The following is a 26,229-nucleotide window of genomic DNA, read 5'->3' as shown; positions in this document are numbered from 1 at the left end:
GCCGACCGGCTGACGTCCCGGTCGCGGCCGCGGGCGGTCTGGGGGCAGCCCCGGCGGCCGTCTTCTGACGGGCAGACTCTCGCACATCCGGGCCCGCCCGTGCAGGGCGGTCCGGGGCCGGGGGCCGTCCCGGAGCGCTGACCAGGCGTGTTGGCTGACCGGGCGCGTTACAGGACGATGCCGTGCGCCTCGGCGATGCCGCCGTCGACGGCCAGGATGCGGTGCAGCTTGGTGGCCACCAGGAGCCGCTGGAGCTGGGCCGGGACGGAACGCAGCACCAGGCGGCGGCCGATCCGGCCGGCCCGTCGGTGGGTGCCCATGATCACGCCGAGGCCGGTGGCGTCCCAGAACTCCAGTCGGGCGAGGTCGAGCACGAGGTCGCCGTAGCCGCCGTCCACGGCATGGTGCAGCCGGGCCCGCGCGTCGGCGGCGGTGCGCACGTCGAGGCGGCCTTCGATGGCCAGCGCCGTGTGGTCGCCGGTGATGCGCACGCTCTCCTCCTTCGCCTGGACGGCCTGGTGCGGGGTGGGGCCGCCCCGGGCGTACCGGGTGCGGGAGCGGGGTGTGCGTCCGGGCGGGCCGCAGCCCCACGCCCGGACCCGGTCGGACTGCCGGGTTCCCTCATCTGACGGCGTAGCTGCTCCGCAGGTTGCTGCTTCCGGCCGGATCTGAAGCAACTTCACTCGTCCGAGGGAATATACGCAGGAAGTCTCCACACCTACGCTCGATTACCGCCCAAATCACCCGTCTGCGGCACCCGGCGTGAGGAAACTCACCAGACCCGGCGGAGCGGGCCGTACGATGCTCCGATCGCACGGCCCGCGGGGTCGTTCAGCCCGGTCGGCTCACTTGCCTTCGTACGGGTAGAAGCCGCGGCCGCTCTTGCGGCCCAGGTCGCCGGCGGTGACCATGCGGGCCATGATCTCCGGGGCGGCGAACTTCTCGTCCTGGGTCTCGGTGTAGATGTTGCGGGCGGCGTGCAGCAGGATGTCCACGCCGGTCAGGTCGGCGGTCTGCAGCGGGCCCATCGCGTGGCCGAAGCCGAGGCGGCAGGCGGTGTCGATGTCCTCGGCGGTGGCGACGCCCGACTCGTACAGCCTGGCGGCCTCGACGACCAGCGCGGTGATCAGTCGGGTGGTGACGAAGCCGGCCACGTCGCGGTTGACCACCACGACCTCCTTGCCGACGCCCTCGGCGTAGGCGCGGGCGGTGGCCAGCGCCTCGTCGCTGGTCTTGTAGCCGCGGACCAGCTCGACCAGCTTCATCATCGGGACCGGCGAGAAGAAGTGGACGCCGACGACCGACTCCGGGCGCTGGGTGGCGGCGGCGATCCGGGTGATCGGGATGGCGGAGGTGTTGGAGGCCAGCACGGCGCCGTCCTTGGCGAGCTTGTCCAACTCGCGGAAGACGGCCTCCTTGACCTCCAGCTTCTCGAACACGGCCTCGACCACGATGTCGGCCTCGGCGACCGCGCCCAGGTCGGTGGTGGTGGTGATCCGGCCCAGCGCGGCCTCGGCGTCCTCGGCGCTCAGCTTGCCCTTGGCGACGAACTTCTCGTACGAGGCGCGGATGCCCGCGAGGCCGCGCTGCAGCGCCTCCTCGGTGACGTCCCGCAGCACCACCGGGTGGCCGGCCTGCGCGGACACCTGGGCGATGCCGGCGCCCATCAGGCCGGCACCGATGACGGCGATCTGCTTGCTGGACGCGTTGCTCATGGCTGGGTCTCCCGATGCCGTCGCCGCCCCGCGGGCGGGCCCTGAAGGCGGCTCAGGGCAGGGGTGACCGCCGTGTGGAGCCGCATCGCTCGTTTCCGGGACTCTAGTGCCCAAATCGCTCACGCAGTAGCAATCGAGAGTGTGATCTGCAACCGACCCGGTCAGCTGCCCAAGCAGCTCGTCAGACGGTCAGCCGGGCCGACGCTCAGATGGTCAGACGCTCGGATGGTCAGACGGTCAGACCGAGGTCCTGGGCCAGGATCGCCGCCTGCACCCGGCTGCGCAGCCGCAGCTTCGCCAGGATCCGGCTGACGTGCGTCTTCGTGGTCGCCTCCGCCATCGTCAGCCGGGCCGCGATCTCCCCGTTCGACAGCCCCGCCCCGATGCAGGCCAGCACCTCCCGCTCACGGACGGTCAGCCCGGCCACCGCCTCCCGGGCCTCGGGCAGGACCAGCCGGTCCGGGCGGGCGAACGCGCCGATCAGCCGCCTGGTCACCGAGGGTGCCAGCATGCCGTCCCCGCGCGCCACCGTCCGGATGCCCTCGATCAGGGTGTCCGCCTCCAGGTCCTTGAGCAGGAACCCGGCCGCGCCGGCCCGCAGCGCGCCGTAGACGTACTCGTCCAGGTCGAAGGTGGTCAGCACGAGCACCTGGGCGGCCCCGGCGGCGACCACCTCGCGGGTCGCCGAGACGCCGTCCAGCCGGGGCATCTGCACGTCCATCAGCACCACGTCCGGCCGCAGTTCCAGCGCCAGCCGGACCGCCTCCTCACCGTCGGCGGCCTGCCCCACCACCGTGAACTCCGGCTCGGCGCGCAGGATCATCACCAGCGCCGCCCGTACCGCCGCCTGGTCCTCCGCCACCAGAACCCGGATCGTCATGCCCGCCCCTCACTCCCCTGGGCGCGCGGCAGCACCGCGCGCACGCTCCAGCTTCCGTCCTTCGGCCCGGCCTGGAAGCTGCCGCCGAGCAGTCCGGCCCGCTCCGCCATGCCCACCAGCCCGGCCCGGGCGCCGGGCAGTCCGCGGCCCGCCTCACCCCGGTAGGGGCTGTCGACCGCGATCCGAAGGTCCTCCGCCCCGAACTCCAGCCGCAGCCGGACCAGTCCGGGCCCGGCGTGCTTGAGCGCGTTGGTCAGCGACTCCTGGACGATCCGGTACGCGGCCAGCCCGACCGGCACCGGCACCTCCCCGCGCTCGCCGTGCTCGGCCAGCTCGAAGTCCAGCCCGACGTCCTGGCCGGCCGCCCGGGCCTTGGCCACCAGGGCGTCCACCGCGGCCAGGTCGGGCGCCGCGTACGACTCGTCGACCTCTCCGCCGCCGCTGTCCCGGAGCAGTCCGATCATGCGACGCATTTCGGCCAATCCCTGGACGCTGTTCTCCCGGATCACCGCCAGCACCTCCACCAGCGGGTCGTCCGCGGGCAGGCTCCGGCGCTTGGCGACGGACTGCGCACCGGTGGCGTGGATCGCGATCGCCGACAGGTGGTTGGCCACCACGTCGTGCAACTCCCGTGCCATCCGGGCCCGTTCGGCACCGACCGCCTCGCGCCGGTCCATCTCCGAGAGCAGCGCGGTCTGTTCGGCCCGCAGCCGCTCGGTCTCCGCCTCCCGCCGGTGTTTGCGCACCACGTCGCCGGTCCACACCGGGGCCAGGAAGACCAGCGCGCTGATCACCGCGATCAGCAGCCCGGCCGGGGTGCCGCCGGCGTACCAGGCCAGGCTGGAGAGCACCAGCACGGTGGCCCCACCGGCCAGGTGCAGCACCCGCGACATCTGGCGGCTGCCGTAGGTCACCGCCGCGTACAGCAGATCGGTGTACATGATCAGGGTCGCCAGCAGGCTGCCGGTGAACAGGCTGGCCGCGAAGGCCAGCCCGCCGAGCGACACCGCGAGCACCGGTCTGGTGCGTCGGCACAACTCCAGCCCGGCCATCACCAGCATCGGCAGCACCACGGCCCACAGCGGCACGCGGTCGACGTTCTCGTACACCCGGAAGACGATGAGCACGGTGCCGCCGAGCAGCCCGCACAGGGCGATCAGCCGGTCGAGCCGGCGCGGGGAGAGGGACGGAACGGGCACACCCCCATCTCACCATCCCCGGCGGCCCGTCCGGCTCCGGTCCGCGGAGGAGCCCGCTACATCGAAAGATGCAGACCCGGACGGCACCGCGCGACGACGACACCGGCGCACCCCCGCGCCAGGCTGGACACACCGCCGAATGTCCGGGAGCAGAACGTGATCGTCACCCTCATCGTCGCGGCCGAGATCTCCTGGTGGATCGTGCTCGGCCTGGCCCTCTCCGCCCGCTACCTGCTGCGTTGGCGCCGCACCAGCACCGTGCTGCTGCTCGGCCTCCCGGCCGTCGACCTCGCCCTGTACGCGCTCACCGTGCTCGACCTGCGCGGCGGCACCGAGGCGAGCTGGACGCACGCGCTCGCCGCGAGCTACGCCGGATTCTCCGTCGGGTACGGCCCCTCGCTGGTCGGCTGGGCCGACCGGCACTTCCAGCACCGCTTCGCCGGCGGCCCCAAGCCGCTGCCCTCGCCGAAGTACGGCCCGGAGCGGACCAGGTACGAGTGGCAGATCGCCGGGCGCACCACCGTCTCGGCGGCGATCACGCTCACCCTGATCACCCTGCTCGTCCCGCTCTCCGGGGGCTCCGCCCACTACGGCACCTTCGCCCAGTGGTACTGGCGGCTGGGCATCACGGCCGTCGTGAACGTCATCGTGGCCGGCTGCTTCTCGCGCTGGCCCAAGGAGCCGCCGGCCGGTGTCCGGGTCGAGAACGGCCGCGTGGTGAAGGAGCAGACCCCGGCCGAGCACGCCCCGGCCGGACACGCCCCGACTGGGGACGCCCCGGCCAAGCAGCTCTAGCGGTTCTCGCCCGGCACCCAGAGCACGTCGCCGCGTTCCTTGTTGGCCACCCGGGCCAGGATGAACAGCAGGTCGGAGAGCCGGTTGAGGTACTTCGCGGTCAGCGGGTTGACGGTGTCCCCGTGCTCCGCGATCGCCGCCCAGGTGGAGCGCTCGGCCCGCCGCACCACCGTGCAGGCCAGGTGCAGGTGGGCCGCGCCGGCCGTGCCGCCGGGCAGGATGAAGCTGCGCAGCTTCTCCACCTGCTCCAGGTAGTGGTCGCAGTCGCCCTCCAGCCGGTCGACGTAGGACTGCAGCACCCGCAGCGGCGGGTACTTCGGGTCCTCGACCACCGGGGTGGACAGGTCGGCGCCGACGTCGAACAGATCGTTCTGGACCCGGACGAGCACCGCCGCCACGTCCTCGGGCAGCGCCCCGACCGCGAGCGCCACCCCGATCGCCGCGTTCGCCTCGTTGGCGTCCGCGTACGCGATCAGCCGCGGGTCGGTCTTGGTGGTGCGGCTCATGTCGCCGAGCGCGGTGGTGCCGTCATCGCCGGTACGGGTGTAGATGCGCGTCAGATTGACCATGCGGCCACCCTAGCCGGGCAGGTTAGGCCGCGTTAACCCCGGAAACGACCCTAGGCGACGTTGACCCTCTGCCCGGGCGGGGCCGCTTCCAGCCAGGCCAGGAAGCCGGTCAGCGCGTCGTCGCTCATCGCCAGCTCCAGCGGCGCCCCGTTGTGCAGACAGCGCAGCACCACCGAGCCGGAGAGCAGTGCCAGTTCCTCCTGGCCCTCCGGGTAGCGCCGGCCGAGGACCTCGATCTCCCGGCGCGGCAGCACCTTGCGCGGACGCGGGGCGTAGGAGAAGACCCGGAACCACTCGATCGAGTCGCCGCTGTACCGGCCGATACCAAAAACCCACCCCTTGCCGTCGGTCGGGGGGACCGGGGCGGAGGTGGGTTTGCCGTTCTCGTCGAGGTCGGGCTGCGTCGAGGCGTCGGCGGGCATTTTGAGCCGGTAACTGCAGTCGAACGTACCGCCTACCCGCTGGATCAAGCGGCGGCGGACGGCGAAGGCCATCAGGCCGATCACACCCAGCGCCACGACCGCCGCACACACCACAAGCGCGAGGACCATGCTCACCTACCTCCTCGCTACCCGCGTTCCCCGTAGCGGTCGTATCAAGCGACCGCGCTGACCTACCAACTACGACGACAGTCCCGGGGTCACGCTCGCGCGTCCCCGGGACCGTCGGTCGACCCCGCCAAGCCGGGGTCCGGCACACTCAGGCGTGGACCTTGAGGCCGCGCGCCGCGAACAGACGGACCTCCGCACGCCGCTCGGCGTGCTCGTCCAGGTCCGACTGGGCCTTCTCCAGTGCGCGCTCGGCACGCGCGACGTCGATCTCGTCCGCCAGCTCGGCGATCTCCGCGAGCAGAGACAGCTTGTTGTCGGCGAAGGAGATGAAGCCGCCGTGCACCGCGGCGATCACGGTGCCGCCGTCCACCGTGCGGATGGTGACCGGGCCGGTCTCCAGCACGCTCAGCACCGGGGTGTGACCCGGCATGATGCCGGTGTCACCGGAGGCCGTACGGGCGACGACGATGGTGGCCGCACCGGACCACACCTTGCGGTCGGCTGCGACCAGCTCGACGTGCAGCTCAGCCAACGTGGGCTCCTAGGCTCATGCAACGCCCGATTACTCGGGAGTTTCGGTAAGAATAACGGCCCCGTGCCTCCGGCATGAAACCGGCGGCACGGATTTGACCGGAATCACAGCCGATGCGACGCGAGGGGTGGCTCCCAGGCTCGGGGGCCACCCCTCACGGTCACTCAGCTGCTACCGGCCGCGATTACTTCTTCGCCAGCTCGGCGGCGTTCTTCTCGAGGTCCTCGATGCCACCGCACATGAAGAAGGCCTGCTCCGGGACGGAGTCGTACTTGCCGTCCGCGATCGCGTTGAAGGCCTCGATGGTCTCCGACAGCGGCACGGTCGAACCCTCGACACCGGTGAACTGCTTCGCCACGTAGGTGTTCTGCGAGAGGAAGCGCTCGATGCGACGGGCACGGTGCACCGTGATCTTGTCCTCTTCGGACAGCTCGTCGATACCGAGGATCGCGATGATGTCCTGGAGGTCCTTGTACTTCTGCAGGATCCCCTTGATACGGAGGGCCGTGTCGTAGTGGGTCTGCGCGATGTACCGCGGGTCGAGGATGCGGGACGTGGAGTCCAGCGGGTCGACGGCCGGGTAGATGCCCTTCTCCGAGATCGGACGCGACAGAACGGTCGTCGCGTCCAGGTGGGCGAAGGTGGTGGCCGGCGCCGGGTCGGTCAGGTCGTCCGCGGGGACGTAGATCGCCTGCATCGAGGTGATCGAGTGACCGCGGGTCGAGGTGATGCGCTCCTGCAGGAGGCCCATCTCGTCGGCCAGGTTCGGCTGGTAGCCCACCGCGGAGGGCATGCGGCCGAGCAGGGTCGACACCTCGGAACCGGCCTGGGTGAACCGGAAGATGTTGTCGATGAAGAGGAGCACGTCCTGCTTCTCGACGTCACGGAAGTACTCCGCCATGGTCAGCGCGGAGAGCGCGACGCGCAGACGGGTGCCCGGCGGCTCGTCCATCTGGCCGAAGACCAGCGCGGTCTTGTCCAGAACGCCCGAGTCGACCATCTCGTCGATGAGGTCGTTGCCCTCACGGGTGCGCTCGCCGACGCCGGCGAACACCGACACACCACCGAAGTTCTCGGCGACGCGGTAGATCATCTCCTGGATCAGAACGGTCTTGCCGACACCGGCACCACCGAACAGACCGATCTTGCCACCCGTGACGTACGGGGTGAGCAGGTCGATGACCTTGATGCCGGTCTCGAACATCTCGGTCTTGGACTCGAGGTCCTTGAACTCGGGCGCCTTGCGGTGGATCGGCCAGCGGACCTCGACCTGCTGGTCGAACTCCTCCTGGTCGACGTTCAGCACGTCACCGAGGGCGTTGAAGACCTTGCCCTTGGTGATCTGGCCGACGGGCACCGAGATGGCCGAGCCGGTGTCGGTGACCTGCGCGCCACGGACCAGGCCGTCGGTCGGCTGCATCGAGATGCCGCGGACCATGCCGTCGCCGAGGTGCTGGGCAACCTCGAGGGTAAGGATCTTCTTGCCCGAACCGTCGGGGTTCTCCACCTCGACGTGCAGGGCGTTGAACATCTCCGGAATCGCGTCGACGGGGAACTCCACGTCGACGACCGGGCCGATGACCCGCGCGACGCGGCCCGTCGCCGTGGTCGGCTCAACAGTGGTGGTCATACTCATTCGCTCCCGCGGCTAGCGTCGGCCAGCGCGTTGGCGCCACCGACGATCTCGCTGATTTCCTGGGTGATCTCGGCCTGACGGGCCGAGTTGGCAAGCCGCGTGAGCGACTTGATGAGCTCGCCGGCGTTGTCCGTCGCGCTCTTCATCGCGCGACGACGAGCGGCGTGCTCGGAGGCAGCCGACTGCAGCATCGCGTTGTAGATCCGGCTCTCGACGTACCGCGGCAGCAGCGCGTCCAGGACGCCCTCCGCCGACGGCTCGAAGTCGTACAGCGGGAAGATCTCCGACTTGGCCGGCGTCTGGTCGCTGAGCTGGACCTCGTCCAGCTTCAGCGGCAGCAGCCGGGCTTCCACCGCGTTCTGCGTCAGCATCGACACGAACTCGGTCGAGACCAGGTGGAGCTCGTCCACGCCGCCCGTCTCGGCCGTGAAGGCCTCGATCAGGTCGGCGGCCACGGTCTTCGCGTCACCGTAGGTCGGCTTGTCGGAGAATCCCGTCCACGAGCCCGTGATCGCGAGACCGCGGAACGTGTAGTACGAGACGCCCTTGCGGCCGACGATGTACGTCACCACGTCCTTGCCCTCGGCCTTCAGGCGCTCGGTGAGCACCTGGGCGGCCTTGATGGCGTTGGTCGAGTAGCCGCCCGCCAGACCGCGGTCCGCCGTGATCATCAGCACGGCGGCGCGCGAGGCGCTCGGGTTCTCGGTGGTGAGCGGGTGCTTGGCGTTGGACCGGGTGGCCACCGCCGTCACCGCCCGGGTGAGCTCATCGGCGTACGGAGTGGAGGCGGCCACCGCGCGCTGCGCCTTGACGATGCGCGACGCGGAGATCATCTCCATCGCCTTGGTGATCTTCTTCGTCGCGGTGACAGAGCGGATCCGGCGCTTGTAGACCCGAAGCTGTGCTCCCATGGGTCGTTACGTCCTTTCCCTCGCTACCGGACTCAGGCCTGCTCGGAGAGCAGCTTGCCGTCAGCGGTCTGGTAGCCCTGCTTGAACGCGTCGATCGCCGTGGTCAGCGCGTCGACGGTGCCGTCGGCGAGCAGACCGGTCTCGACGATGCCGGCGAGCAGGTCCTTGTGCTGCAGGCGGACGTGGTCCAGGAACTCACGCTCGAAGCGGCGGATCTCGGCGACCGGGACGTCGTCCAGCTTGCCGGTGGTGCCGGCCCAGATGGAGACGACCTGCTCCTCGACCGGGAACGGCTGGTACTGGCCCTGCTTCAGCAGCTCGACCATGCGCGCACCGCGCTCCAGCTGGGCCTTGGAGGCCGCGTCCAGGTCGGAACCGAAGGCGGCGAAGGCCTCCAGCTCGCGGTACTGGGCGAGGTCCAGACGCAGACGGCCGGCGACCGAGCGCATGGCCTTGATCTGGGCGGAGCCACCGACGCGGGAGACCGAGATACCGACGTTCACGGCCGGGCGGATGCCGGCGTTGAACAGGTCGGACTCCAGGAAGCACTGGCCGTCGGTGATGGAGATGACGTTGGTCGGGATGTACGCCGAGACGTCGTTGGCCTTGGTCTCGATGATCGGCAGACCGGTCATCGAGCCGCCGCCCAGGGCGTCGTTCAGCTTGGCGCAGCGCTCCAGCAGGCGGGAGTGCAGGTAGAACACGTCACCCGGGTAGGCCTCGCGGCCCGGCGGGCGGCGCAGCAGCAGGGAGACGGAGCGGTAGGCCTCGGCCTGCTTCGACAGGTCGTCGAAGATGATCAGGACGTGCTTGCCGTCGTACATCCACTCCTGGCCGATGGCCGAACCGGTGTACGGGGCGAGGTACTTGAAGCCGGCCGGGTCGGAGGCGGGAGCAGCCACGATGGTGGTGTACTCCAGCGCGCCGGCCTCCTCCAGGGCGCCGCGGACGGACGCGATGGTGGAGCCCTTCTGGCCCACGGCGACGTAGATGCAGCGGACCTGCTTCTCCGGGTCGCCCGAGCGCCAGTTGTCACGCTGGTTGATGATCGTGTCGACGGCCACCGCGGTCTTGCCGGTCTGGCGGTCACCGATGATCAGCTGACGCTGGCCACGGCCGATCGGGGTCATCGCGTCGATGGCCTTGATGCCGGTCTGCAGCGGCTGCTTGACCGACTTGCGGGCCATGACGCCGGGGGCCTGCAGCTCCAGGGCACGACGGCCGGTGGAGGCGATGTCGCCCAGGCCGTCGATCGGGTTGCCCAGCGGGTCCACGACGCGGCCGAGGTAGCCGTCGCCGACCGGAACCGAGAGGACCTCGCCGGTGCGGCGCACGGTCTGGCCCTCTTCGATGCCGCCGAACTCACCGAGGACGACGACACCGATCTCGCGGGTGTCGAGGTTCAGCGCGAGGCCGAGCGTGCCGTCCTCGAACTTCAGCAGCTCGTTCGCCATGACCGAGGGCAGGCCCTCGACATGCGCGATGCCGTCCGCTGCGTCAGTGACCGTACCGACCTCTTCCACAGAAGCGGCGTCCGGCTGGTACGACTGGACAAAGTCGGCCAGCGCGTCCCGGATCTCCTCCGGACGGATCGTAAGCTCCGCCATCAGGCTTCCCTGCTCTCCTAGTTTGCGATCCTCGGCCCGCCATTGAGGGCCGCAAGTATTCGACTCTCGGCCGGGTCTTTCGAACCGGCCGTACGATGTGCCGGCTCCTTGGGGAGCCGGTTTCCCGACCGAGGGTCGGATGTGCTGCTTCGGTGCTCAGCCTTCGAGCGACTGGCGAGCGCCCTCAAGGCGGCTCGACACGGTGCCGTTGATGATCTCGTCGCCGATCTGCACCCGGACACCGCCGACGACCTCGGGGTCGACGTCGATGTTCAGGTGGACCTGGCGGCCGTACATCCGGCCCAGAGCGCCGGACAGGCGCTCCTTCTGGGTGTCCGACAGCGGCACCGCGGTGGTGACCAGGGCCACCATGCGGTCGCGGCGTGCGGCGGCGAGCTTGGAGTAGGACTCCAGGCCCTGCTCCAGGCTACGGCCACGCGGCGCGTTGACGACGGCGGTGACCAGCCGGACGGTGCCGGCGTTGGCGCGGCCGCCGAGCAGCTTCTTGATCAGCTCGGCCTTCGCGACGGCACCGGCCTTCGGCTCGGTCAGCGCGGCGCGCAGCTCGTGCGAGCCGCTCACCACCCGACCGAAGCGGAACAGCTCGTCCTCGACGTCGTCCAGGGCGCCGGCCCTGTCCGCGGCGATGATCTCGGCGTACGCGGCGAGCTCCTCGGTCGCGTCCACCAGGTCGCGCGAGCCCGACCAGCGGGAGCGGACCAGACCGGAGACCAGGTCGACGGCCTCGCCGGAGACCTGGCCGGTCAGCAGCGAGCTGACCAGCTGGGCCTTGTCCTGGCCCGACCGCGAGGGGTCGGTCAGGACTCGGCGCAGCGACACCTCGCGGTCCAGCACGGCCGTGACGGCGGTGAGCTCCTCGGCGAGCTTGGCCGCGTCCACCGAGGTGGAGTCGGTCAGGCTCTCCAGGTTCCGCCGGCCGGCGACGAGGGCCTCACGACTGGCGCCGATCACTTGGCCGCGCCCTGAGCAACGGCGGCCTTGGCCTCCAGCTCGTCCAGGAAACGGTCGATGACGCCGCTCTGCCGGGTGTGGTCCTCGAGGGACTCACCCACGATGCGGGACGCCAGCTGGGTGGCCAGCGAGCCCACGTCCTGGCGCAGGGCGGTGGTCGCCTGCTTCTTGTCCGCCTCGATCTGGGCGTGACCGGCCGCGACGATGGCCTCGCGCTGACGCTGGCCCTCCTCGCGCATCTCGGCGAGCTGGGCAGCGCCCTGCTCACGAGCCTGCTCGACGATGCGGGCAGCCTCGTGACGTGCCTCGGCAAGCTCGGCGCGGTACTGCTCGAGCACGACCTGGGCCTCGGCCTGAGCGGCCTCGGCGCGCTCCATGCCGCCCTCGATGGCGTCCCGGCGCTCCGACAGCACCTTCTCGATGCTGGGAAGAAGCTTCTTGCCGAGCAGACCGAAGACGATGAAGAAGCAGAGCAGGCCGATGATGATCTCGGGCCAGTTGGGGAGGAGAGGGTTCATCTTCTCCTCGGCCGCGAGCTGAGCCAACATGCTCATATCTGGACCTTCCTCGAAAGGGTCTGCGGCAGGATTACTTGTTGCCGAAGACGAACGGCATGACGATGCCGATGAGGGCCAGCGCCTCGGTCAGCGCGAAGCCGATGAACATGTTGGAACGGATGAGACCGGCAGCCTCGGGCTGACGGGCCATCGCCTGGACACCGTTGCCGAAGATCAGACCGACGCCGATGCCGGGGCCGATGGCGGCGAGGCCGTAGCCGATGGAGGCGACGGAACCGTAGACAGTGCCCTCAGCGAGGATGCTCATTGACGTTGTCCTTTGCAGGGTGGTGAACCGGTGGTGATTGGCCACCGGGCGATCCGGGAGGTGGTTCTGGGGAGGGGCTGAGCCCCTGGCTCAGTGCGACTCTTCGAGGGCACCGGCGATGTAGCTGCTGGCCAGCATCACGAAGATGTAGGCCTGCAGGAACTGGACCAGCAGCTCGAAGGCGGTCAGCGCGACGGCGACGACGAACGAGGCCGAGCCGTACAGCGCGCCCAGGGTCGGGCTGAGCAGGTACCAGGAGGCGATGGAGAACATCACGATCAGCAGGTGGCCGGCGAACATGTTCGCGAAGGCTCGGACCGCGAGCGTGAACGGGCGCACGAAGATGTTCGAGAAGAACTCGATCGGCACCAGGATGAACATGACCCAGCCGGGGATGCCCGAGGGCCAGCAGAGGTTCTTGAAACCGCCGACGAAGCCGTGCTTCTTGAAGGTCAGCGTCATGTAGGTGACCCACACGACCGCCGCGAGGCCGGCCGGGAACGCGATCGCCGCCGTCACCGGGAACTGTGCGAACGGGATGACCGACATGATGTTCATCAGCCAGATGAAGAAGAACATCGAGACCAGCATCGGGACGTACTTCTCGCCCTTTTTGCCGATCGTCTCGAGCACGATGGAGCGCTTGACGAAGTCGTAGCCGATCTCGGCGACCAGCTGCAGCTTGCCGGGGACCAGGCGCGGCTTGGCGAAGGCGGCCCAGAAGAAGACGACCACCAACACTGCGACGATCATCGACAGCAGCATCGGCTTGTTGAAGTAAAAGCTGCCGATGGTGAAGATCGGCTTGAAGTCGAATTCGTTCAGACCCGGGGCCGGGAAGCCGCAGCCAGCGTCCCCGAAGTGGCAACTGCCTGAGGCGAGGGACGACGTGAGTTCAGCACTCACCACGGACTCCTTCGTCGTGACGCATGGATACGGCAACCTCGGTGTGTCGGCGTGGCCTACGGCCACGGAGCGGCACTGGAACTTGATGGGTTTCTCGCCGACCCCGCTCGACGGCGCGCTGCGCGACTGCGGGATCATCGAAGACTGCGCGGGTCCGGGGGGCGATCAGTCCGCTGTCCGGACAGACCAGGCCTCTTCCCGTACTCCGTTGTTGCGACGGACGATAGCAGGCCGTCAGTGCGGCATAAACACCGCCCCCCTCGTTGGGGGGACAGCCGGGCCTCGTCACTGTTGACGTCCGGAGTCGGAGGGCTTGTCGCCCTTCTTTTCCGAGGCGTCGGGGTCGACGTAGAAGGTCTTGGCCTTGAGTGCGCCGCGCACCTGGAAGCCCGTCCAGATCAGCGCGCAGCCGAGCAGGGTGAAGGCGAAGGCCTGCCGGTTGAACAGCGTGGTGTCCTTGAAGACGGCCAGGACGATGCCGACCAGCAGGATCTGCGTGGTGTACACCAGGAGCGCCGCGGCCATCATGATCTGCGGGTTCGACCGGGTCAGCCGGTCGAGCGCGACCTGGCCGAAGCTGAAGAAGGCCATCACGAGCAGAGCGCCGAAGAGGGCGCCGAGCAGGCCCTTCCCGCCGGCGACGGCGAACGAGATCGCCATGGCGATGATCCCGGCGACCGCAGTGGGAATCGCGGCGCCTCGGAGGATCCGGGCGTCGGTGGACGGCATGTCGGCAGCTCCGGCGGCATGTCGATGTGGCGGGGGACGGGCACAGACGGTGGTGAAGTGACACCGACCGAGGCATCGCCGTCGGGCCGCCCGCTGGAACGGCGGGCCCGTCAAGGGAGACCGACAGGGACGGAAGTCATCCACCTGTCAGGACTTTCGGCGTGTTCTCGGTACTCGTGAACGGTATCACAAACTATTTGATGAGAGCTTTACCATGATTGTGTGGCACCTGTCACACCAACGGCTCAGCGAATCCGCCGTATGGGTGAAGCCATTTGACGGATCGCCAACTCCCTTGTCAGTGACGGCCGCTGGCCGGTCCGTGGTCGGCCCGCTCGGACGAGTCCCGGCTGGCTTCACCCAGAAGTTGCTTGTCCTTCGCCGACAGTTCGGCCATCGGACCCGAGGACTGCCGGCGGTACCGCGGCGGGACGAAGGACTGCACCGCCCGCGGGGCGCGCGGCCGGAACCGCGGGGTGAGCAGCACCACCAGGCCGAGCAGGCAGAGCCCGGCGAGTGTCAGGACCACGGTGCGGCCGGTGTTGCTGACCGAGAAGGCCACCGTGCCGAAGGCGATCAGCGCGGCCCAGAAGTACATGATCAGCACGGCCCGGCTGTGCGAGTGACCGACCTGCAGCAGGCGGTGGTGCAGGTGGCGCTTGTCCGCGGCGAACGGCGACTGGCCGGCCCAGGTGCGACGCACCACCGCGAGCAGCAGGTCGGCCAGCGGCAGCGCGATGACCGTCAGCGGCAGCAGCAGCGGGATGTAGATCGGCACCAACGCGTGCACGGTGGCGGTCTGCGAACCGGTCTCGTTGTTGATCAGGTCGGGGTCGACCCGGCCGGTGATGGAGATCGCGGCGACGGCCAGCATCAGGCCCAGCATCATCGAGCCGGAGTCGCCCATGAAGATCCGCGCGGGGTGCATGTTGTGCGCCAGGAAGCCCAGGCACATGCCGATCAGCAGCACGCTGAACAGCACCGCGGGGGCCGCGTCGGTGATCGCGTAGCCGTACCAGAGCCGGTAGCTGTACAGGAAGAACGCCATCGCGGCGATGCAGACCATGCCGCCGGCCAGGCCGTCCAGACCGTCGATGAAGTTCACCGCGTTGACCATGACGACGACCAGGGTGACCGAGATGACCATGCCCTGGGTCGGGCTCACCGCGACCGCGCCGACACCGGGCACCGGGAGGGTGATGACCGTGACACCCTGCCAGACCATCACACCGGCGGCGATCATCTGGCCGCCGAGTTTCACCAGCGCGTCCACGCCCCACTTGTCGTCGAGCACGCCGAGCAGCCACATGATCCCGGCGCCGGACAGCAGCGCGCGGATGTCGGTGCCCTGGGTGAACACCTTGCTCAGGTTGTCGAGTTGCGAGGCGACGAGGATGCCCGCGCACAGCCCGCCGAACATCGCGATGCCGCCGAGCCGCGGCGTGGGCTCGCGGTGGACGTCACGGGCGCGCACCGGCGGCATGGCGCCGGCCGCAATGGCGAACTTCCGGACCGGGCCGGTCAGCAGGTAGGTGACGGCGGCGGTGCAGAACAGCACCAGCAGATACTCACGCACCACTGGCCTCCTGCATCACTGTCGAACGGGGAAGTACCGAAGGTACTCCCCTGCCTTCCCGGGGTTCGAGGTGCGTCGCCACGGCACCCACCTTATTGAGTCGGACGCCCGGGACGTGCATCGCGGTTCGCTCTCCCGGGTAGGAGATCCGGATGCCCGTGGACGGACCGCCGTCAGGACCGGTCGGCGAACGCCAGCGCGAGCTCCCGGACCCGCACCGCGGCCGGGGCGACGGCTCCCCCGGCGAGCACCCGCACGATCAGCCCGGCGATCTCGGACAGCTCCGCCCCGCCCATCCCCTGGCTGGTCACGGTGCCCGTCCCCAGCCGGATCCCGGAGGCCTCGGCGGGCGGCGCCTGGTCGAACGGCAGTGCGCACTTGCCGAGCAGCAGCCCGGCGGCCGCGCAGCGCCGCTCGGCCTCCGCGCCGGTCACGCCGAGCGGGCTCACGTCCGCCGTCACCAGATGGGTGTCGGTCCCGCCCGTCAGAGGGCGCGCTCCGGCCTCCGCGAGCCCCTCGGCCAGCACCCGCGCCCCGGACACCGTCCGCTCCGCGTACGCCCGGTAGGCGGGCGTCGAGGCCTCCGCGAGGGCGACCGCCTTGCCGGCCACCTCGTTCATCGCCGCGCCGCCCTGGCTGAACGGGAACACCGCCCGGTCGATCCGCTCGGCCAGCTCCGCGGTGCACAGCAGCAGGCCGCCGCGCGGACCGCGCAGCAGCTTGTGGGTGGCCGCCACCGTGACGTCCGCGTACGGCACCGGGGAGGGCGCCACCCCCGCCGCGACCAGACCGGTGGTCTGCGCCGCGGAGGCGATCAGGTAGGCGTCCACCTCGTCGGCGATCTCCCGGAAGGCCGCCCAGTCCGGATGCCGGGGGTAGGAGATCGAGCCCGCCACGATCGCCTTGGGGCGGTGCAGCCGGGCCAGTTCGCGCACCTGGTCGAGGTCGATCAGCCCGTCGCTCTCGCGCACGCCGTAGCCGGTGAAGGCGAACCAGCGGCCGGAGAAGTTGGCGCGCGAGCCGCAGCTGAGGTGACCGCCGTGCTCCAGCGACATCGCGAGCACCCCGTCACCGGGCTTCAGCAGCGCCGCGTACGCCGCCAGCATCGCCGAAGTCACCGACCGGGGCTGGACGTTGGCGTGCGGGGCGGCGAACAGCTCGCGGGCCCGGTCGATCGCCAGCAGCTCGGCGGCGTCCGCCAGCGTGCAACCGGTGTGGTGCCGGCGCCCCGGGTAGCCCTCGGCGTACTTGTCGATCAGCGGGCCGGTGAGGGCCGCCAGGACGGCCGGGGTGGTGAGGTTCTCCCCCGCCAGCAGCTGGATCGTCTCGGCGCGCCGCTCGGCCTCCGCGGCCAGCAGGTCGGCCAGCTGCGGATCCGCCCGGTGCAGGGCCTCGGACGCCCACGGGCGCCCCCTCGTCGCGGTCGAACCGGTCGCGGCATCGGTGACGGTCATGGCGGGGCTCCCGGGCGCTGCGGGTGGGGGCACCTCCCAGCCGGAGGCTGGGGGCCGGTCAGACCAGCGTAGGACGGCCGCCGCCGCCCGGCCCGTCGGGACGCGGCCGTTCGGGCCCTCTGTATTGCCGCTCGGCTCGCCTCCGGGCCGCTCCTGACCCGGCGCCGACGGTCGGCGGGCACTGCGCCACCTCCTTCGTCGGCGGCTTGGCCCTTCTCCCTTTCGGCACCGGCGCGGCCCTTCGGCTCGCTCGCGGGGCGGGGCGGGGCGTCAGCGCGGCGCGGACACGCCGGTGAGCGCGGTGACCACCGGGTCGACCGCGTGGAATATCTCCTCGCCGCAGTTGCGGAACATGCCGATCGGCGCCCCGTACGGGTCGTCCACCTCGTCCGACTCCGGGGTGGCCGCCAGCAGCCAGCCGCGCAGCGCGGCGGCCGCCCGGACCAGCGCGCGGGCCCGCTCGGTGACGTCGGCACCGCGCCGGGGGTCGGGCAGCGTGCCCGGGTCGATCGTCCGCACCAGGCGGGTGAACTCCTTCAGCGTGAAGGTGCGCAGCCCCGCCTCGTGGCCCATCGAGATCACCTGGGCGCGGTGGTCCAGGGTCGCGGTGAGCACCAGGTCGGCCTCCACCACGTGCTCGTCCAGCAGCTCACGGCCGGTGAAGCCGCCACTGTCGGCACCGTACTCGTCGAGCACGGTCGCCGCGTGGTCCTCCATCGGCGCACCCTCGTGGCCCCAGGTACCGGCGCTCTCCACCAGGATCCGCCCGGCCACCCGGGGGCTCAGCCGGGTGTCCAGCTCACGCCGGGTGAGCCGCTCGGCGATCGGCGAGCGGCAGATGTTCCCCGTGCAGACGAACAGGATCCGAAAGTGGTCCAGCGGCCTGGGGCCCACGCTCAGGTACGGCGCTATGCCGGGCCCGGCATGGAGCGAGGCGGTGGGCGTCAACTGCCGGCCTCCAGGTCGGGGACGACCTCCCTCAGCTGCTCGACGCTGATCGCGCCGGCCCGCAGCAGAACCGGGACCTTGCCGGTGACGTCGACGATGGACGAGGCGGCGGAGTGGTCGGCCGACCCGCCGTCCAGGTAGACCGAGACGGCGTCGCCGAGCTGCGCCTGCGCCTCGTCACAGGTCAGCGGGGACTCCCCGCCGATCCGGTTGGCGCTGGAGACGGCCATCGGGCCGGTCACGTTCAGCAGCTCGATGGCGACCGGGTGCAGCGGCATCCGGACCGCGACGGTGCCGCGGGTCTCGCCGAGGTCCCAGCGCAGCGAGGGCTGGTGCCGGGCGACCAGGGTGAGCCCGCCCGGCCAGAAGGCGTCGACCAGTTCCCACGCCTGCTCGGAGAAGTCGGTGACCAGGCCGTGCAGCGTCGTCGGCGAGCCGACCAGCACCGGCGACGGCGTGTTGCGGCCGCGGCCCCTGGTGGTCATCAGCTCGCCGACGGCCTCCGGGGAGAAGGCGTCCGCGCCGACCCCGTACAGGGTGTCGGTGGGCAGCACGACGAGTTCGCCGCGGCGGACGGCCGAAGCGGCCTCGCGCAGACCGGTGGCGCGGTCCCCGGCATCGGCACAGTCGTAGCGGCGGCTCATCGGTGCGGTCCCCTTCCGAATTGGCTCATGGCGGTTACAAGGCGGCCTTGCGAGCGGTCGTACGGCGCTTGATGTTCACGACCCGACCCTCCGGGCGGTCGTACGGCGCTTGATGTTCACGACCCGACCCTCCGGGCGGTCGTGAAGCGCGGCCGGTTGTTCAGGTCGCGGTGGTCGGCGGTGTCCGTCCAGCCGCGTTCCTCGTTGAAGATCCACGGCACCTGGCCGCCCTGCTGGTCGGCGTGCTCGATCACCACCGCGCCGCCCGGGCGCAGCAGCCGCGCGGCCACCCGCTCGATGCCGCGGATGGTGTCCAGGCCGTCCTCGCCGGAGAACAGCGACATCTGCGGGTCGTGGTCGCGGGCCTCCGGCGCGACGTACTCCCACTCGGTGAGGGGGATGTACGGCGGGTTGGAGATGACCAGGTCGAAGCGGCCGTCCCAGGAGTGGTCGCCCTCGAAGGCCCGGGTGGCGTCCCCGGCGTGCAGGGTGACCCGGGCGCGGTCCGGGCTGGACTCGATGTTGCGCCGGGTGTACTCCAGCGCTCCCTCGTCCAGTTCGAAGGCGTGCACGGTCGAGCGCGGCAGTTCCTGGGCCAGGGCGAGGGCGATCGCGCCGGAGCCGGAGCACAGGTCCACCACCAGCGGCTCGGCCACGTCCATGTCGCGCACCGCGTCTATGGCCCACTCGACGACCGTCTCGGTCTCCGGCCGGGGCACGAACACGCCGGGGCCGACCGCCAGTTCGAGGTAGCGGAAGAACGCCCGCCCGGTGATGTGCTGGAGCGGCTCGCGTGCCTCGCGGCGCGAGACGGCCTCCCAGTAGCGGGCGTCGAAGTCGGCGTCCTTCACCGTGTGCAGCTGGCTGCGCTTGACGTGGTGGACGTAGGCGGCGAGCTCCTCCGCGTCGAAACGCGGCGACGGCACGCCGGCCGCGGCCAACCGCTGGGTGGCCTGGGCCACCTCGGCGAGCAGCAGGTTCATCCGTACGACCTCATGTTTTCTGCGCTCCGGCTTCGGACTGCGCGTGGGCTGGGGCGCGCCGGTCTCAGTTCTCTTGGGCCGCGGCGAGCTTGGCCGCCGCGTCCTTGTCCACGCAGGACTGGATCACCGCGTTCAGGTCACCGTCCAGGACCTGGTCCAGGTTGTACGACTTGAACCCCGTGCGGTGGTCCGAGATGCGGTTCTCGGGGTAGTTGTACGTCCGGATCCGCTCGGAGCGGTCCACCGTGCGGACCTGGCTGCGGCGCGCGTCCGAGGCCTCGCGCTCGGCCTCCTCCTGCGCGGCGGCCAGCAGCCGCGAACGCAGGATGCGCATCGCCTGCTCCTTGTTCTGCAGCTGGCTCTTCTCGTTCTGGCAGGACGCCACGATACCGGTCGGCAGGTGGGTGATCCGGACCGCGGAGTCGGTGGTGTTGACCGACTGGCCGCCGGGGCCGGAGGAGCGGTAGACGTCGATCCGCAGGTCGTTGGCGAGGATCTCGACCTCGACCTCCTCCGCCTCGGGGGTGACCAGCACGCCCGCCGCGGAGGTGTGGATGCGGCCCTGGGACTCGGTGGCGGGGACGCGCTGCACGCGGTGCACGCCGCCCTCGTACTTCAGCCGCGCCCAGACGCCCTGGCCGGGCTCGGTGCTGCCCTTGGTCTTCACGGCCACCGAGACGTCCTTGTAGCCGCCGAGGTCGGACTCGTTGGAGTCGATGAGCTCGGTCTTCCAGCCGACCCGCTCCGCGTAGCGCAGGTACATCCGGAGCAGGTCACCGGCGAACAGCGCGGACTCCTCGCCGCCCTCGCCCGCCTTGATCTCCAGGATGACGTCCTTGTCGTCGCTCGGGTCGCGCGGCACCAGCAGGACCCGCAGCTCCTCGGTGAGCTCGTCGCGGCGCGCCTCGGAGTCCTTCACCTCGGAGATGAACTCCGGGTCCTCGGCAGCGAGTTCGCGCGCGGCCTCGATGTCCTCGCCGGCCTGCCGCCACTGCCGGTAGACCCGGGTGATCGGGGTCAGCTCGGCGTACCGCTTGGCCAGCTTGCGGGCGTTGTTCTGGTCGGCGTGGACGGACGGGTCGGCCAGCCTCGTCTCGAGGTCGGCGTGCTCGACGAGGAGCTCTTCGACTGCCTCGAACATGGGGTGGCCTTCTTCCCGGGGGCTCGGATCGGGTGGAGATCTGCTGGGGAGATCTGCTGGGGAGGGGGGAACGTGCGGGGGGACGCGAACGGCGCCGGCCCCCTGCGCCCCCGACAACGAAGTACGGGGGCGCCGGGAACCGGCGCCGAGGGAGCGCTAGGCCTTCGCGCTGTGCTGCTTGCCGAAGCGGGCCTCGAAGCGGGCCACGCGGCCACCGGTGTCGAGGATCTTCTGCTTGCCGGTGTAGAACGGGTGGCACTGCGAGCAGACCTCGGCGCGGATCTCGCCACTGGTCTCGGTCGAGCGGGTGGTGAACTCGGCACCGCAGGTGCAGGTCACACGGGTGACCACGTACTCGGGGTGAACGTTGGGCTTCAAGGGGTTCTCCTAGGTTTCGGGAGGGCACCGGGTCGGCGGCTGGAGCGCCGCACGTGAACCGGGACCGACGGACCAGTCTGCCAGGACCGGCCGCATCTTCCCAAACCGGGTCGCGTTCCGGGATATTCCGGGCCCGCTCAGCGCGCGGTGGTGGCCTTGGCGCCGGCCTTCGCGGTCTGCTTCCCCGCGGTCCGCGCGGGGGCCGACGCAGTGGCCGTGGGGGCCGCCTGGGCGGGGTTCTCCGGCTGCGCGGAGACGACCTCCGGGGGGAACTCCCGGTCGGCCTTGAGTGCCGCCCAGACCTGGTCGGCCTGCGGCTGCTGCTCGACCACCCGGTTCGGGTCGCCGGGGGCGGTCTCCACCGGCAGGGTGACCATGCCGAGCTGGTCCGGCCCGATCCCCTTGAGCTCCTGGACGAGCCCCACCAGGGAGTTCACCGAGCCGAGCGCGGAGTCGGTGGTGATGCTCTTGGTCACGGTGTCGCCGAGGGACCACAGCTTGACCGGGTTGGTGAACAGGCCGGCCCCGCCGGCCTGCTGGAGCAGCGACTTCACCATCTGCTTCTGCAGCTCGATCCGGCCGAGGTCGCTGCCGTCGCCGACGCCGTGCCGGGTCCGGACGAAGGCCAGTGCCTGCTTTCCGTCCAGGTGGTGCTGCCCGGGCGGCAGGTCGAGCCCGCTGTCCTTGTCGTGGATGGCCACCGTGGTGGTCACGGTGGCCCCGCCTATCGCGTCCACGACCCGGGCGAAGCCGGCGAAGTCGATCTGCAGGTAGTGGTCCATCCGCAGCCCGGTGAGCTGCTCGGTGGTCTTGACGGCGCAGGCCGCGCCGCCGCTCTCGAAGGCGCTGTTGTACATCGCGCGCTTCACGCCGGGGACGGTCCTGCCGTTGGCGTCGGTGCAGTCGGGGCGGGCGACCAGGGTGTCGCGCGGTATCGAGACGATCTGCGCGCGCGAGTGGTCCTGGTTGACGTGCACCACCATCGCGGTGTCCGAGCGGGCGGTGTCGCCGGTGTTGCCGCCGGCCAGGTCGCCGTTCTCGCCGTTCCGCGAGTCGGAGCCCAGCACCAGGATGTTGAAGGAGCCGTCGGTGGCGGCCGGCGGGCGGGCGCCACCGAGGCGGCCGTCGATGTCGACGCTCTTGATGTTGTCGTTGAGCTTCACGTACGCGTAGACGGCCGCTCCGGTGCCGAGGACGACGAGCGCGACGAACGCGCATGCGGCCGTCCGCAGGACCTTGCGGCGGCGACTCGGGATCCTCTTGTGCTCGGCCATACGGTCCAGAGTAAATCGGACAACATGATCCAAAGGCCCCAAGTTGTCCCAACTCTGGAACAACCCGGCGGCGAACGCACGGAACCCCGGACCGCTCGCGCGATCCGGGGTTCCGTGCTTCGACAGCCGTCCGGCTACGGTCAGTCGCCCGAGCCGGGGGTGGTCTTGGCGATCTGCATCAGGAACTCGGCGTTGCTCTTGGTCTGCTTCATCTTGTCCAGGAGCAGCTCGATCGCCTGCTGCGAGTCGAGCGCGTGCAGCACCCGGCGCAGCTTCCAGACGATGGCCAACTCCTCGCTGCCGAGCAGGATCTCCTCCTTGCGGGTGCTGGAGGCGTCCACGTCGACGGCCGGGAAGATGCGCTTGTCCGAGAGCTTCCGGTCGAGCTTGAGCTCCATGTTGCCGGTGCCCTTGAACTCCTCGAAGATCACCTCGTCCATGCGCGAACCGGTCTCGACCAGCGCGGTGGCCAGGATGGTCAGCGAGCCGCCGTTCTCGATGTTGCGCGCGGCACCGAAGAACTTCTTCGGCGGGTAGAGCGCGGTCGAGTCGACACCACCGGACAGGATGCGGCCGGAGGCCGGCGCCGCCAGGTTGTAGGCACGGCCCAGGCGGGTGATCGAGTCCAGCAGGATGACCACGTCGTGGCCCAGCTCCACCAGGCGCTTGGCGCGCTCGATGGCCAGCTCGGCGACGGTGGTGTGGTCCTCCGCCGGGCGGTCGAAGGTCGAGGAGATGACCTCGCCCTTCACCGACCGCTGCATGTCGGTGACCTCTTCCGGACGCTCGTCGACCAGGACGACCATCAGGTGGCACTCGGGGTTGTTGTGGGTGATCGCGTTGGCGACCGCCTGCAGCACCATCGTCTTGCCGGTCTTCGGCGGCGCGACGATCAGACCGCGCTGGCCCTTGCCGATCGGCGACACGAGGTCGATGATCCGGGTGGTCAGCACGCCCGGGTCGGTCTCCAGGCGCAGCCGCTCCTGCGGGTAGAGCGGGGTGAGCTTGTTGAACTCGGGGCGGCCCCGGCCGCTCTCCGGGTCCATGCCGTTGACGGAGTCCAGCCGCACCATGGCGTTGAACTTCTCGCGGCGCTCGCCGTCGCGCGGCTGGCGCACCGCACCGGTGATGGCGTCACCCTTGCGCAGGCCGTTCTTGCGGACCTGGGCGAGCGAGACGTAGACGTCGTTCTGGCCCGGCAGGTAGCCGGAGGTGCGCACGAACGCGTAGTTGTCGAGGATGTCGAGGATGCCCGCGACCGGGATCAGGACGTCGTCCTCGCCGATCTGCGTCTCGACGGGGCCGGCCTCGAAGCCGTCGCGGCCACGACGGCCCCGGCGGTCGCGGTAACGGCCGCGACGGCCGCGACGGCCCTCGCCGAACTCGTCGTCGTCGTAGCCGCCCTGCTGGACCTGCGGCTGCTGGGCCGGCTGGGCCTGGCGGCCCTGCGGCTGGTCGCCCTGGCCACCGCCCTGCGGCTGGCCCTGCTGGGGCTGGCGGTCGGTGCGCTCGCGGCGGTTGCGGCGGTCGCGACGCGACTCGCGCGAGTCGCCGTCCTGGGCCTCGCCGCCCTCCTGGCGGTCGGTGCGCTCGGTGCGCTCCGTGCGCTCGCCGGTGTCGCGGCGGTCGCGGCGCTCACGGCGGTCGCGGCGGCTCTCGCGGCCGTCCTCACGGCCCTCGAAGCCGCGGGTCTCGGCCGGGCGGGCCTCGGCCTGCTTCGGCTCGGCGACCGCGACGGTGGCGGCCTCGGCCGAAGCCTCGCCGGCCGGGGCGGTGGGCGCGCCGGCGGCCGAGGTGGCACGGCGGCGGGTGCGCTCGGTACGGGCCGGCGCGGCGGTCTCGGCGGCGGCCTGGACCGGGATCTCGATCTGGGCCTGCGCCTCGGCGGCGGCCGGGGTCTCGGCCTCCGCCGCCTTGGCGGCGGCCTTGGTGCGGCGGGCGGGCTTCTCGGCCGGGGCCTCGGCGTCCGCCTTGGCGGCGGTGCGCTTGGCGGCCGGGGCGCCACCGGCGGCGAGCAGCGGGTCCCCGCCGCTCTTCTCCTTGATGGTCTCGATCAGCTGGCTCTTGCGCATGCGTCCGGTACCGGTAATGCCAAGGTCCGCGGCGAGCTTCTGCAGCTCGGCCAGGACCATGCCGTCCAGGCCCGCGGCGGCGCTGCGGCGGCGCCGTGCCGGGGCGGCGGGGGCGGCGGCTGCGTCCGACGCGTCGGCGTCCGGGCGCGCGCCCATCAGATCGGTGGAGTCGCTCACTAAGGGTCCTTCCCTGGAGCGGACGTCGGCCTGTCTGGCTCGGCGACCGGTTGTGCTGTCCTGACCAACGCTCGACTGCGTCGGTCCGAGGCGGTGATCCCTCGAACGGCGGGAGCCTGTCGAGGGAGGGCTGCGAGGTGCGGTGCGTGAAGCACGGTGGTGCTGAGTGGCGCGTGGGCCGGTCGTGTGTCGACCTCCCCTGAGGGCGTAACCCCCACGCTGCCTGCGAATCCCGGGCCCCCGTCGCGTGACGGTGGCCCGCGCTCCGCCCGTCCTGGCCTCGAGGTGGGAGGCCGCGGGTGGGAGTCAGGTGCCGTCACGGCTTCGGGATGCGGCCGCATGTCGCGCAGGCAGGCTGCGTACGCGCTGCGGTGGGCTCCCGGAGAATCGTCGCCCCGTGCATCGCCGCGACTCCACGGCAGTGGAGTGCTGGGATCGGGACGCGGCGCACCGAGCCCCGGAGGGCACCTGGTGCAGCAATGAGGTTAACACTACCGACCCCCTCAGACATTCCCCAGCCTGGTGCTTGCCAATCGTGTCCGGCGGCCCCGGCTCGGCGCGGGGCCGGTGCCGGGCCCGGGCGGGCACGTCCGTGCTGCTCAGGCGTCCAGTGGGAGCACGACGGCCCCGGTCCGGTCGACGTCCAGCCGGTGCGCGGCGAACGCCGGATCGCCGCCGTGGCCGTGGTGCCCGGCGAAGGCGAGCACCTTGTCGGCGTTCGCCTCGTCGGTGAGCGCCAGGACGGTCGGGCCGGCCCCGGAGATGACCGCGGGGACGCCCTCCGCACGCAGTACGCCGACCAGTGCGGCGCTGTCCGGCATGGCGGAGGCGCGGTAGTCCTGGTGCAGGCGGTCCTCGGTGGCGGCGAGGAGCAGTTCGGGGCGCCTGGTCAGCGCCTCCACCAGCAGCGCGGAGCGGCCGGCGTTGACCGCGGCGTCGGCCAGCGGGACGGTCTTCGGCAGCAGGCCGCGGGCGGTCTCGGTGAGCACCTCGCCGGCCGGGACGAACACCACCGGGACGACCTGCGCGGCGGGCTCCAGGGCGACCGCCTTGGCGGACTCCTCGTCGGTCCAGGCGATGGTGAAGTTGCCGCGCAGGCAGGCCGCGACGTTGTCCGGGTGGCCCTCCAGCTCGGAGGCGAGGGCCAGCAGCGCGTCGTCGTCCAGCGCGGACGGGCCCCCGATGGTGACCGCGCGGGCGGCCACGATGCCGGCGCAGATGGCGGCGGAGGAGGAGCCGAGGCCCCGGCCGTGCGGTATCCGGTTGGCACAGACCACTTCGAGGCCGCGCGGCTGGCCGCCGAGCCGGTCGAAGGCGGCGCGCATCGAGCGGACCAGCAGGTGGCGCTCGTCGCGCGGCAGCGTCTCGGCGCCCTCGCCGGCGATGTCGACGGAGAGACCGGAATCAGCGACCCGGACGACCACGTCGTCGTACAGACCCAGTGCGAGTCCGAAGGCGTCGAAGCCCGGGCCGAGGTTGGCGCTGGTCGCGGGAACCCTGACCCGGACGGCGGCGGCACGGAACGCAGGACCGGCCATGCGGTGGACTCTCCTGGGGAAATCGGGCGGCGCGGAGCGCGTCGTCGTATACGAGGGTGGGGGAAAGGGCCGCAGGCCCCTCGGGGCGGGCGGTCACAGTCGTCGGCGCGGCCCGGACGGCGCCGAGCCCGGGGCATGTGCCACACGGCCGAAGCCAGAGTATCGAAGAGAGGTTCCCGAGCGGTACACCCCGTGGGCCTTCGATCTGGTGTGTTGC

26 protein-coding genes are annotated in these 26,229 nt (G+C 70.9%); 1 reads left to right on the top strand and 25 read right to left on the bottom strand.

The genetic code is table 11. The features are described 5' to 3' along the window. Positions 1-167 precede the first annotated feature (167 nt). The 4 genes from ACZ52R_RS20960 to ACZ52R_RS20945 all read right to left on the bottom strand — a co-directional run bounded on the left by ACZ52R_RS20960 (position 168) and on the right by ACZ52R_RS20945 (position 3,794). Complete coding sequence (locus tag ACZ52R_RS20960) at positions 168-491, bottom strand: STAS domain-containing protein (RefSeq protein ID WP_360498643.1); 324 nt, start codon at positions 489-491, stop codon at positions 168-170. Between the two features lie 354 nt (positions 492-845). Next, complete coding sequence (locus ACZ52R_RS20955) at positions 846-1,715, bottom strand: 3-hydroxyacyl-CoA dehydrogenase family protein (protein ID WP_360498641.1); 870 nt, start codon at positions 1,713-1,715, stop codon at positions 846-848. A 229-nt stretch (positions 1,716-1,944) separates the two neighbouring features. Beyond that, positions 1,945-2,595, bottom strand: a complete 651-nt coding sequence (locus ACZ52R_RS20950) for a response regulator transcription factor (RefSeq protein ID WP_360498639.1) — start codon at positions 2,593-2,595, stop codon at positions 1,945-1,947. Further along, positions 2,592-3,794 (bottom strand): sensor histidine kinase, encoded by a 1,203-nt coding sequence (locus ACZ52R_RS20945; protein WP_360498637.1) that lies wholly within the window; start codon positions 3,792-3,794, stop codon positions 2,592-2,594. Before ACZ52R_RS20945 ends, ACZ52R_RS20950 begins: the two co-directional genes overlap by 4 nt. Before the next feature lie 156 nt (positions 3,795-3,950). On the opposite strand from ACZ52R_RS20945, the gene ACZ52R_RS20940 reads away from it, so the two are divergent. Beyond that, complete coding sequence (locus tag ACZ52R_RS20940; RefSeq protein WP_465617640.1) at positions 3,951-4,589, top strand: hypothetical protein; 639 nt, start codon at positions 3,951-3,953, stop codon at positions 4,587-4,589. Here ACZ52R_RS20940 and ACZ52R_RS20935 read toward each other — a convergent pair. The 21 genes from ACZ52R_RS20935 to thrB all read right to left on the bottom strand — a co-directional run bounded on the left by ACZ52R_RS20935 (position 4,586) and on the right by thrB (position 26,012). Then, positions 4,586-5,158 (bottom strand): cob(I)yrinic acid a,c-diamide adenosyltransferase, encoded by a 573-nt coding sequence (locus ACZ52R_RS20935; RefSeq protein ID WP_121174231.1) that lies wholly within the window; start codon positions 5,156-5,158, stop codon positions 4,586-4,588. The genes ACZ52R_RS20940 and ACZ52R_RS20935 overlap by 4 nt on opposite strands. Positions 5,159-5,208: 50 nt before the next feature. After that, on the bottom strand, positions 5,209-5,709 hold the full coding sequence (locus ACZ52R_RS20930; RefSeq protein WP_360498633.1) for a DUF2550 domain-containing protein: 501 nt from the start codon (positions 5,707-5,709) through the stop codon (positions 5,209-5,211). A gap of 148 nt (positions 5,710-5,857) precedes the next feature. After that, positions 5,858-6,241 carry a F0F1 ATP synthase subunit epsilon gene (locus ACZ52R_RS20925; protein ID WP_360498631.1) on the bottom strand — a complete coding sequence of 128 codons (384 nt, stop codon included), beginning with the start codon at positions 6,239-6,241 and terminating at the stop codon, positions 5,858-5,860. A gap of 184 nt (positions 6,242-6,425) precedes the next feature. Further along, positions 6,426-7,871 carry a F0F1 ATP synthase subunit beta gene (gene atpD / locus ACZ52R_RS20920; RefSeq protein WP_360498629.1) on the bottom strand — a complete coding sequence of 482 codons (1,446 nt, stop codon included), beginning with the start codon at positions 7,869-7,871 and terminating at the stop codon, positions 6,426-6,428. Positions 7,872-7,873: 2 nt separating this feature from the next. Then, the gene (locus tag ACZ52R_RS20915; protein WP_360498627.1) at positions 7,874-8,788 is read right to left on the bottom strand and encodes a F0F1 ATP synthase subunit gamma; all 915 of its coding nucleotides are present in this window, start codon (positions 8,786-8,788) and stop codon (positions 7,874-7,876) included. A gap of 32 nt (positions 8,789-8,820) precedes the next feature. Continuing rightward, positions 8,821-10,395 (bottom strand): F0F1 ATP synthase subunit alpha, encoded by a 1,575-nt coding sequence (gene atpA, locus ACZ52R_RS20910; protein WP_030235796.1) that lies wholly within the window; start codon positions 10,393-10,395, stop codon positions 8,821-8,823. A gap of 156 nt (positions 10,396-10,551) precedes the next feature. Further along, positions 10,552-11,367, bottom strand: a complete 816-nt coding sequence (locus tag ACZ52R_RS20905; RefSeq protein ID WP_360498625.1) for a F0F1 ATP synthase subunit delta — start codon at positions 11,365-11,367, stop codon at positions 10,552-10,554. Next, positions 11,364-11,921, bottom strand: a complete 558-nt coding sequence (locus ACZ52R_RS20900) for a F0F1 ATP synthase subunit B (protein WP_360498623.1) — start codon at positions 11,919-11,921, stop codon at positions 11,364-11,366. Before ACZ52R_RS20900 ends, ACZ52R_RS20905 begins: the two co-directional genes overlap by 4 nt. A gap of 34 nt (positions 11,922-11,955) precedes the next feature. After that, a complete protein-coding gene (gene atpE, locus ACZ52R_RS20895) occupies positions 11,956-12,192 on the bottom strand; it encodes an ATP synthase F0 subunit C (protein ID WP_030282059.1) in 237 nt (78 codons plus the stop codon). A 90-nt stretch (positions 12,193-12,282) separates the two neighbouring features. Then, positions 12,283-13,098, bottom strand: a complete 816-nt coding sequence (gene atpB / locus ACZ52R_RS20890) for a F0F1 ATP synthase subunit A (RefSeq protein WP_360498621.1) — start codon at positions 13,096-13,098, stop codon at positions 12,283-12,285. A 285-nt stretch (positions 13,099-13,383) separates the two neighbouring features. Further along, positions 13,384-13,827: a hypothetical protein gene (locus ACZ52R_RS20885; RefSeq protein WP_360498619.1), complete on the bottom strand. Its 444-nt coding sequence runs from the start codon at positions 13,825-13,827 to the stop codon at positions 13,384-13,386. Positions 13,828-14,125: 298 nt separating this feature from the next. Beyond that, a complete protein-coding gene (locus ACZ52R_RS20880) occupies positions 14,126-15,403 on the bottom strand; it encodes an MraY family glycosyltransferase (protein ID WP_360498617.1) in 1,278 nt (425 codons plus the stop codon). Positions 15,404-15,576: 173 nt separating this feature from the next. After that, positions 15,577-16,857: a serine hydroxymethyltransferase gene (locus tag ACZ52R_RS20875; protein WP_465661134.1), complete on the bottom strand. Its 1,281-nt coding sequence runs from the start codon at positions 16,855-16,857 to the stop codon at positions 15,577-15,579. 270 nt (positions 16,858-17,127) lie between these two features. Next, the gene (locus ACZ52R_RS20870; protein WP_360498809.1) at positions 17,128-17,769 is read right to left on the bottom strand and encodes an arsenate reductase/protein-tyrosine-phosphatase family protein; all 642 of its coding nucleotides are present in this window, start codon (positions 17,767-17,769) and stop codon (positions 17,128-17,130) included. 32 nt (positions 17,770-17,801) lie between these two features. Next, positions 17,802-18,449, bottom strand: a complete 648-nt coding sequence (locus ACZ52R_RS20865; protein ID WP_360498613.1) for an L-threonylcarbamoyladenylate synthase — start codon at positions 18,447-18,449, stop codon at positions 17,802-17,804. Between the two features lie 116 nt (positions 18,450-18,565). Next, positions 18,566-19,432, bottom strand: coding sequence for a peptide chain release factor N(5)-glutamine methyltransferase (gene prmC / locus ACZ52R_RS20860; protein ID WP_360498611.1), 867 nt, complete (start codon positions 19,430-19,432; stop codon positions 18,566-18,568). A 64-nt stretch (positions 19,433-19,496) separates the two neighbouring features. Further along, on the bottom strand, positions 19,497-20,573 hold the full coding sequence (gene prfA / locus ACZ52R_RS20855; RefSeq protein WP_360498609.1) for a peptide chain release factor 1: 1,077 nt from the start codon (positions 20,571-20,573) through the stop codon (positions 19,497-19,499). Between the two features lie 156 nt (positions 20,574-20,729). Further along, positions 20,730-20,951 (bottom strand): 50S ribosomal protein L31, encoded by a 222-nt coding sequence (gene rpmE / locus ACZ52R_RS20850; protein ID WP_030057539.1) that lies wholly within the window; start codon positions 20,949-20,951, stop codon positions 20,730-20,732. Positions 20,952-21,088: 137 nt separating this feature from the next. Next, positions 21,089-22,225, bottom strand: a complete 1,137-nt coding sequence (locus ACZ52R_RS20845; RefSeq protein WP_465617630.1) for an LCP family protein — start codon at positions 22,223-22,225, stop codon at positions 21,089-21,091. A gap of 140 nt (positions 22,226-22,365) precedes the next feature. Further along, a complete protein-coding gene (gene rho / locus ACZ52R_RS20840; protein ID WP_465753869.1) occupies positions 22,366-24,474 on the bottom strand; it encodes a transcription termination factor Rho in 2,109 nt (702 codons plus the stop codon). A 599-nt stretch (positions 24,475-25,073) separates the two neighbouring features. Further along, positions 25,074-26,012: a homoserine kinase gene (thrB, locus tag ACZ52R_RS20835; RefSeq protein WP_465617626.1), complete on the bottom strand. Its 939-nt coding sequence runs from the start codon at positions 26,010-26,012 to the stop codon at positions 25,074-25,076. Positions 26,013-26,229 lie beyond the last annotated feature (217 nt).

The sequence above is a fragment of the Kitasatospora sp. NPDC034023 genome (assembly GCF_055575795.1).
This window is presented reverse-complemented; position numbering and strand designations above follow the sequence as displayed.

Coding starts and splice junctions, on each gene's coding strand:
- ACZ52R_RS20955 (WP_360498641.1), bottom strand. CDS start 1,715: ATGAGCAACGCGTCCAGCAAGCAGATCGCCGTCATCGGTGCCGGCCTG.
- ACZ52R_RS20950 (WP_360498639.1), bottom strand. CDS start 2,595: ATGACGATCCGGGTTCTGGTGGCGGAGGACCAGGCGGCGGTACGGGCG.
- ACZ52R_RS20935 (WP_121174231.1), bottom strand. CDS start 5,158: ATGGTCAATCTGACGCGCATCTACACCCGTACCGGCGATGACGGCACC.
- ACZ52R_RS20930 (WP_360498633.1), bottom strand. CDS start 5,709: ATGGTCCTCGCGCTTGTGGTGTGTGCGGCGGTCGTGGCGCTGGGTGTG.
- atpD (WP_360498629.1), bottom strand. CDS start 7,871: ATGACCACCACTGTTGAGCCGACCACGGCGACGGGCCGCGTCGCGCGG.
- ACZ52R_RS20915 (WP_360498627.1), bottom strand. CDS start 8,788: ATGGGAGCACAGCTTCGGGTCTACAAGCGCCGGATCCGCTCTGTCACC.
- atpA (WP_030235796.1), bottom strand. CDS start 10,395: ATGGCGGAGCTTACGATCCGTCCGGAGGAGATCCGGGACGCGCTGGCC.
- ACZ52R_RS20900 (WP_360498623.1), bottom strand. CDS start 11,921: ATGAGCATGTTGGCTCAGCTCGCGGCCGAGGAGAAGATGAACCCTCTC.
- atpE (WP_030282059.1), bottom strand. CDS start 12,192: ATGAGCATCCTCGCTGAGGGCACTGTCTACGGTTCCGTCGCCTCCATC.
- ACZ52R_RS20885 (WP_360498619.1), bottom strand. CDS start 13,827: ATGCCGTCCACCGACGCCCGGATCCTCCGAGGCGCCGCGATTCCCACT.
- ACZ52R_RS20875 (WP_465661134.1), bottom strand. CDS start 16,857: ATGACCGTCACCGATGCCGCGACCGGTTCGACCGCGACGAGGGGGCGC.
- ACZ52R_RS20865 (WP_360498613.1), bottom strand. CDS start 18,449: ATGAGCCGCCGCTACGACTGTGCCGATGCCGGGGACCGCGCCACCGGT.
- prmC (WP_360498611.1), bottom strand. CDS start 19,432: ATGAACCTGCTGCTCGCCGAGGTGGCCCAGGCCACCCAGCGGTTGGCC.
- prfA (WP_360498609.1), bottom strand. CDS start 20,573: ATGTTCGAGGCAGTCGAAGAGCTCCTCGTCGAGCACGCCGACCTCGAG.
- ACZ52R_RS20845 (WP_465617630.1), bottom strand. CDS start 22,225: ATGGCCGAGCACAAGAGGATCCCGAGTCGCCGCCGCAAGGTCCTGCGG.
- thrB (WP_465617626.1), bottom strand. CDS start 26,012: ATGGCCGGTCCTGCGTTCCGTGCCGCCGCCGTCCGGGTCAGGGTTCCC.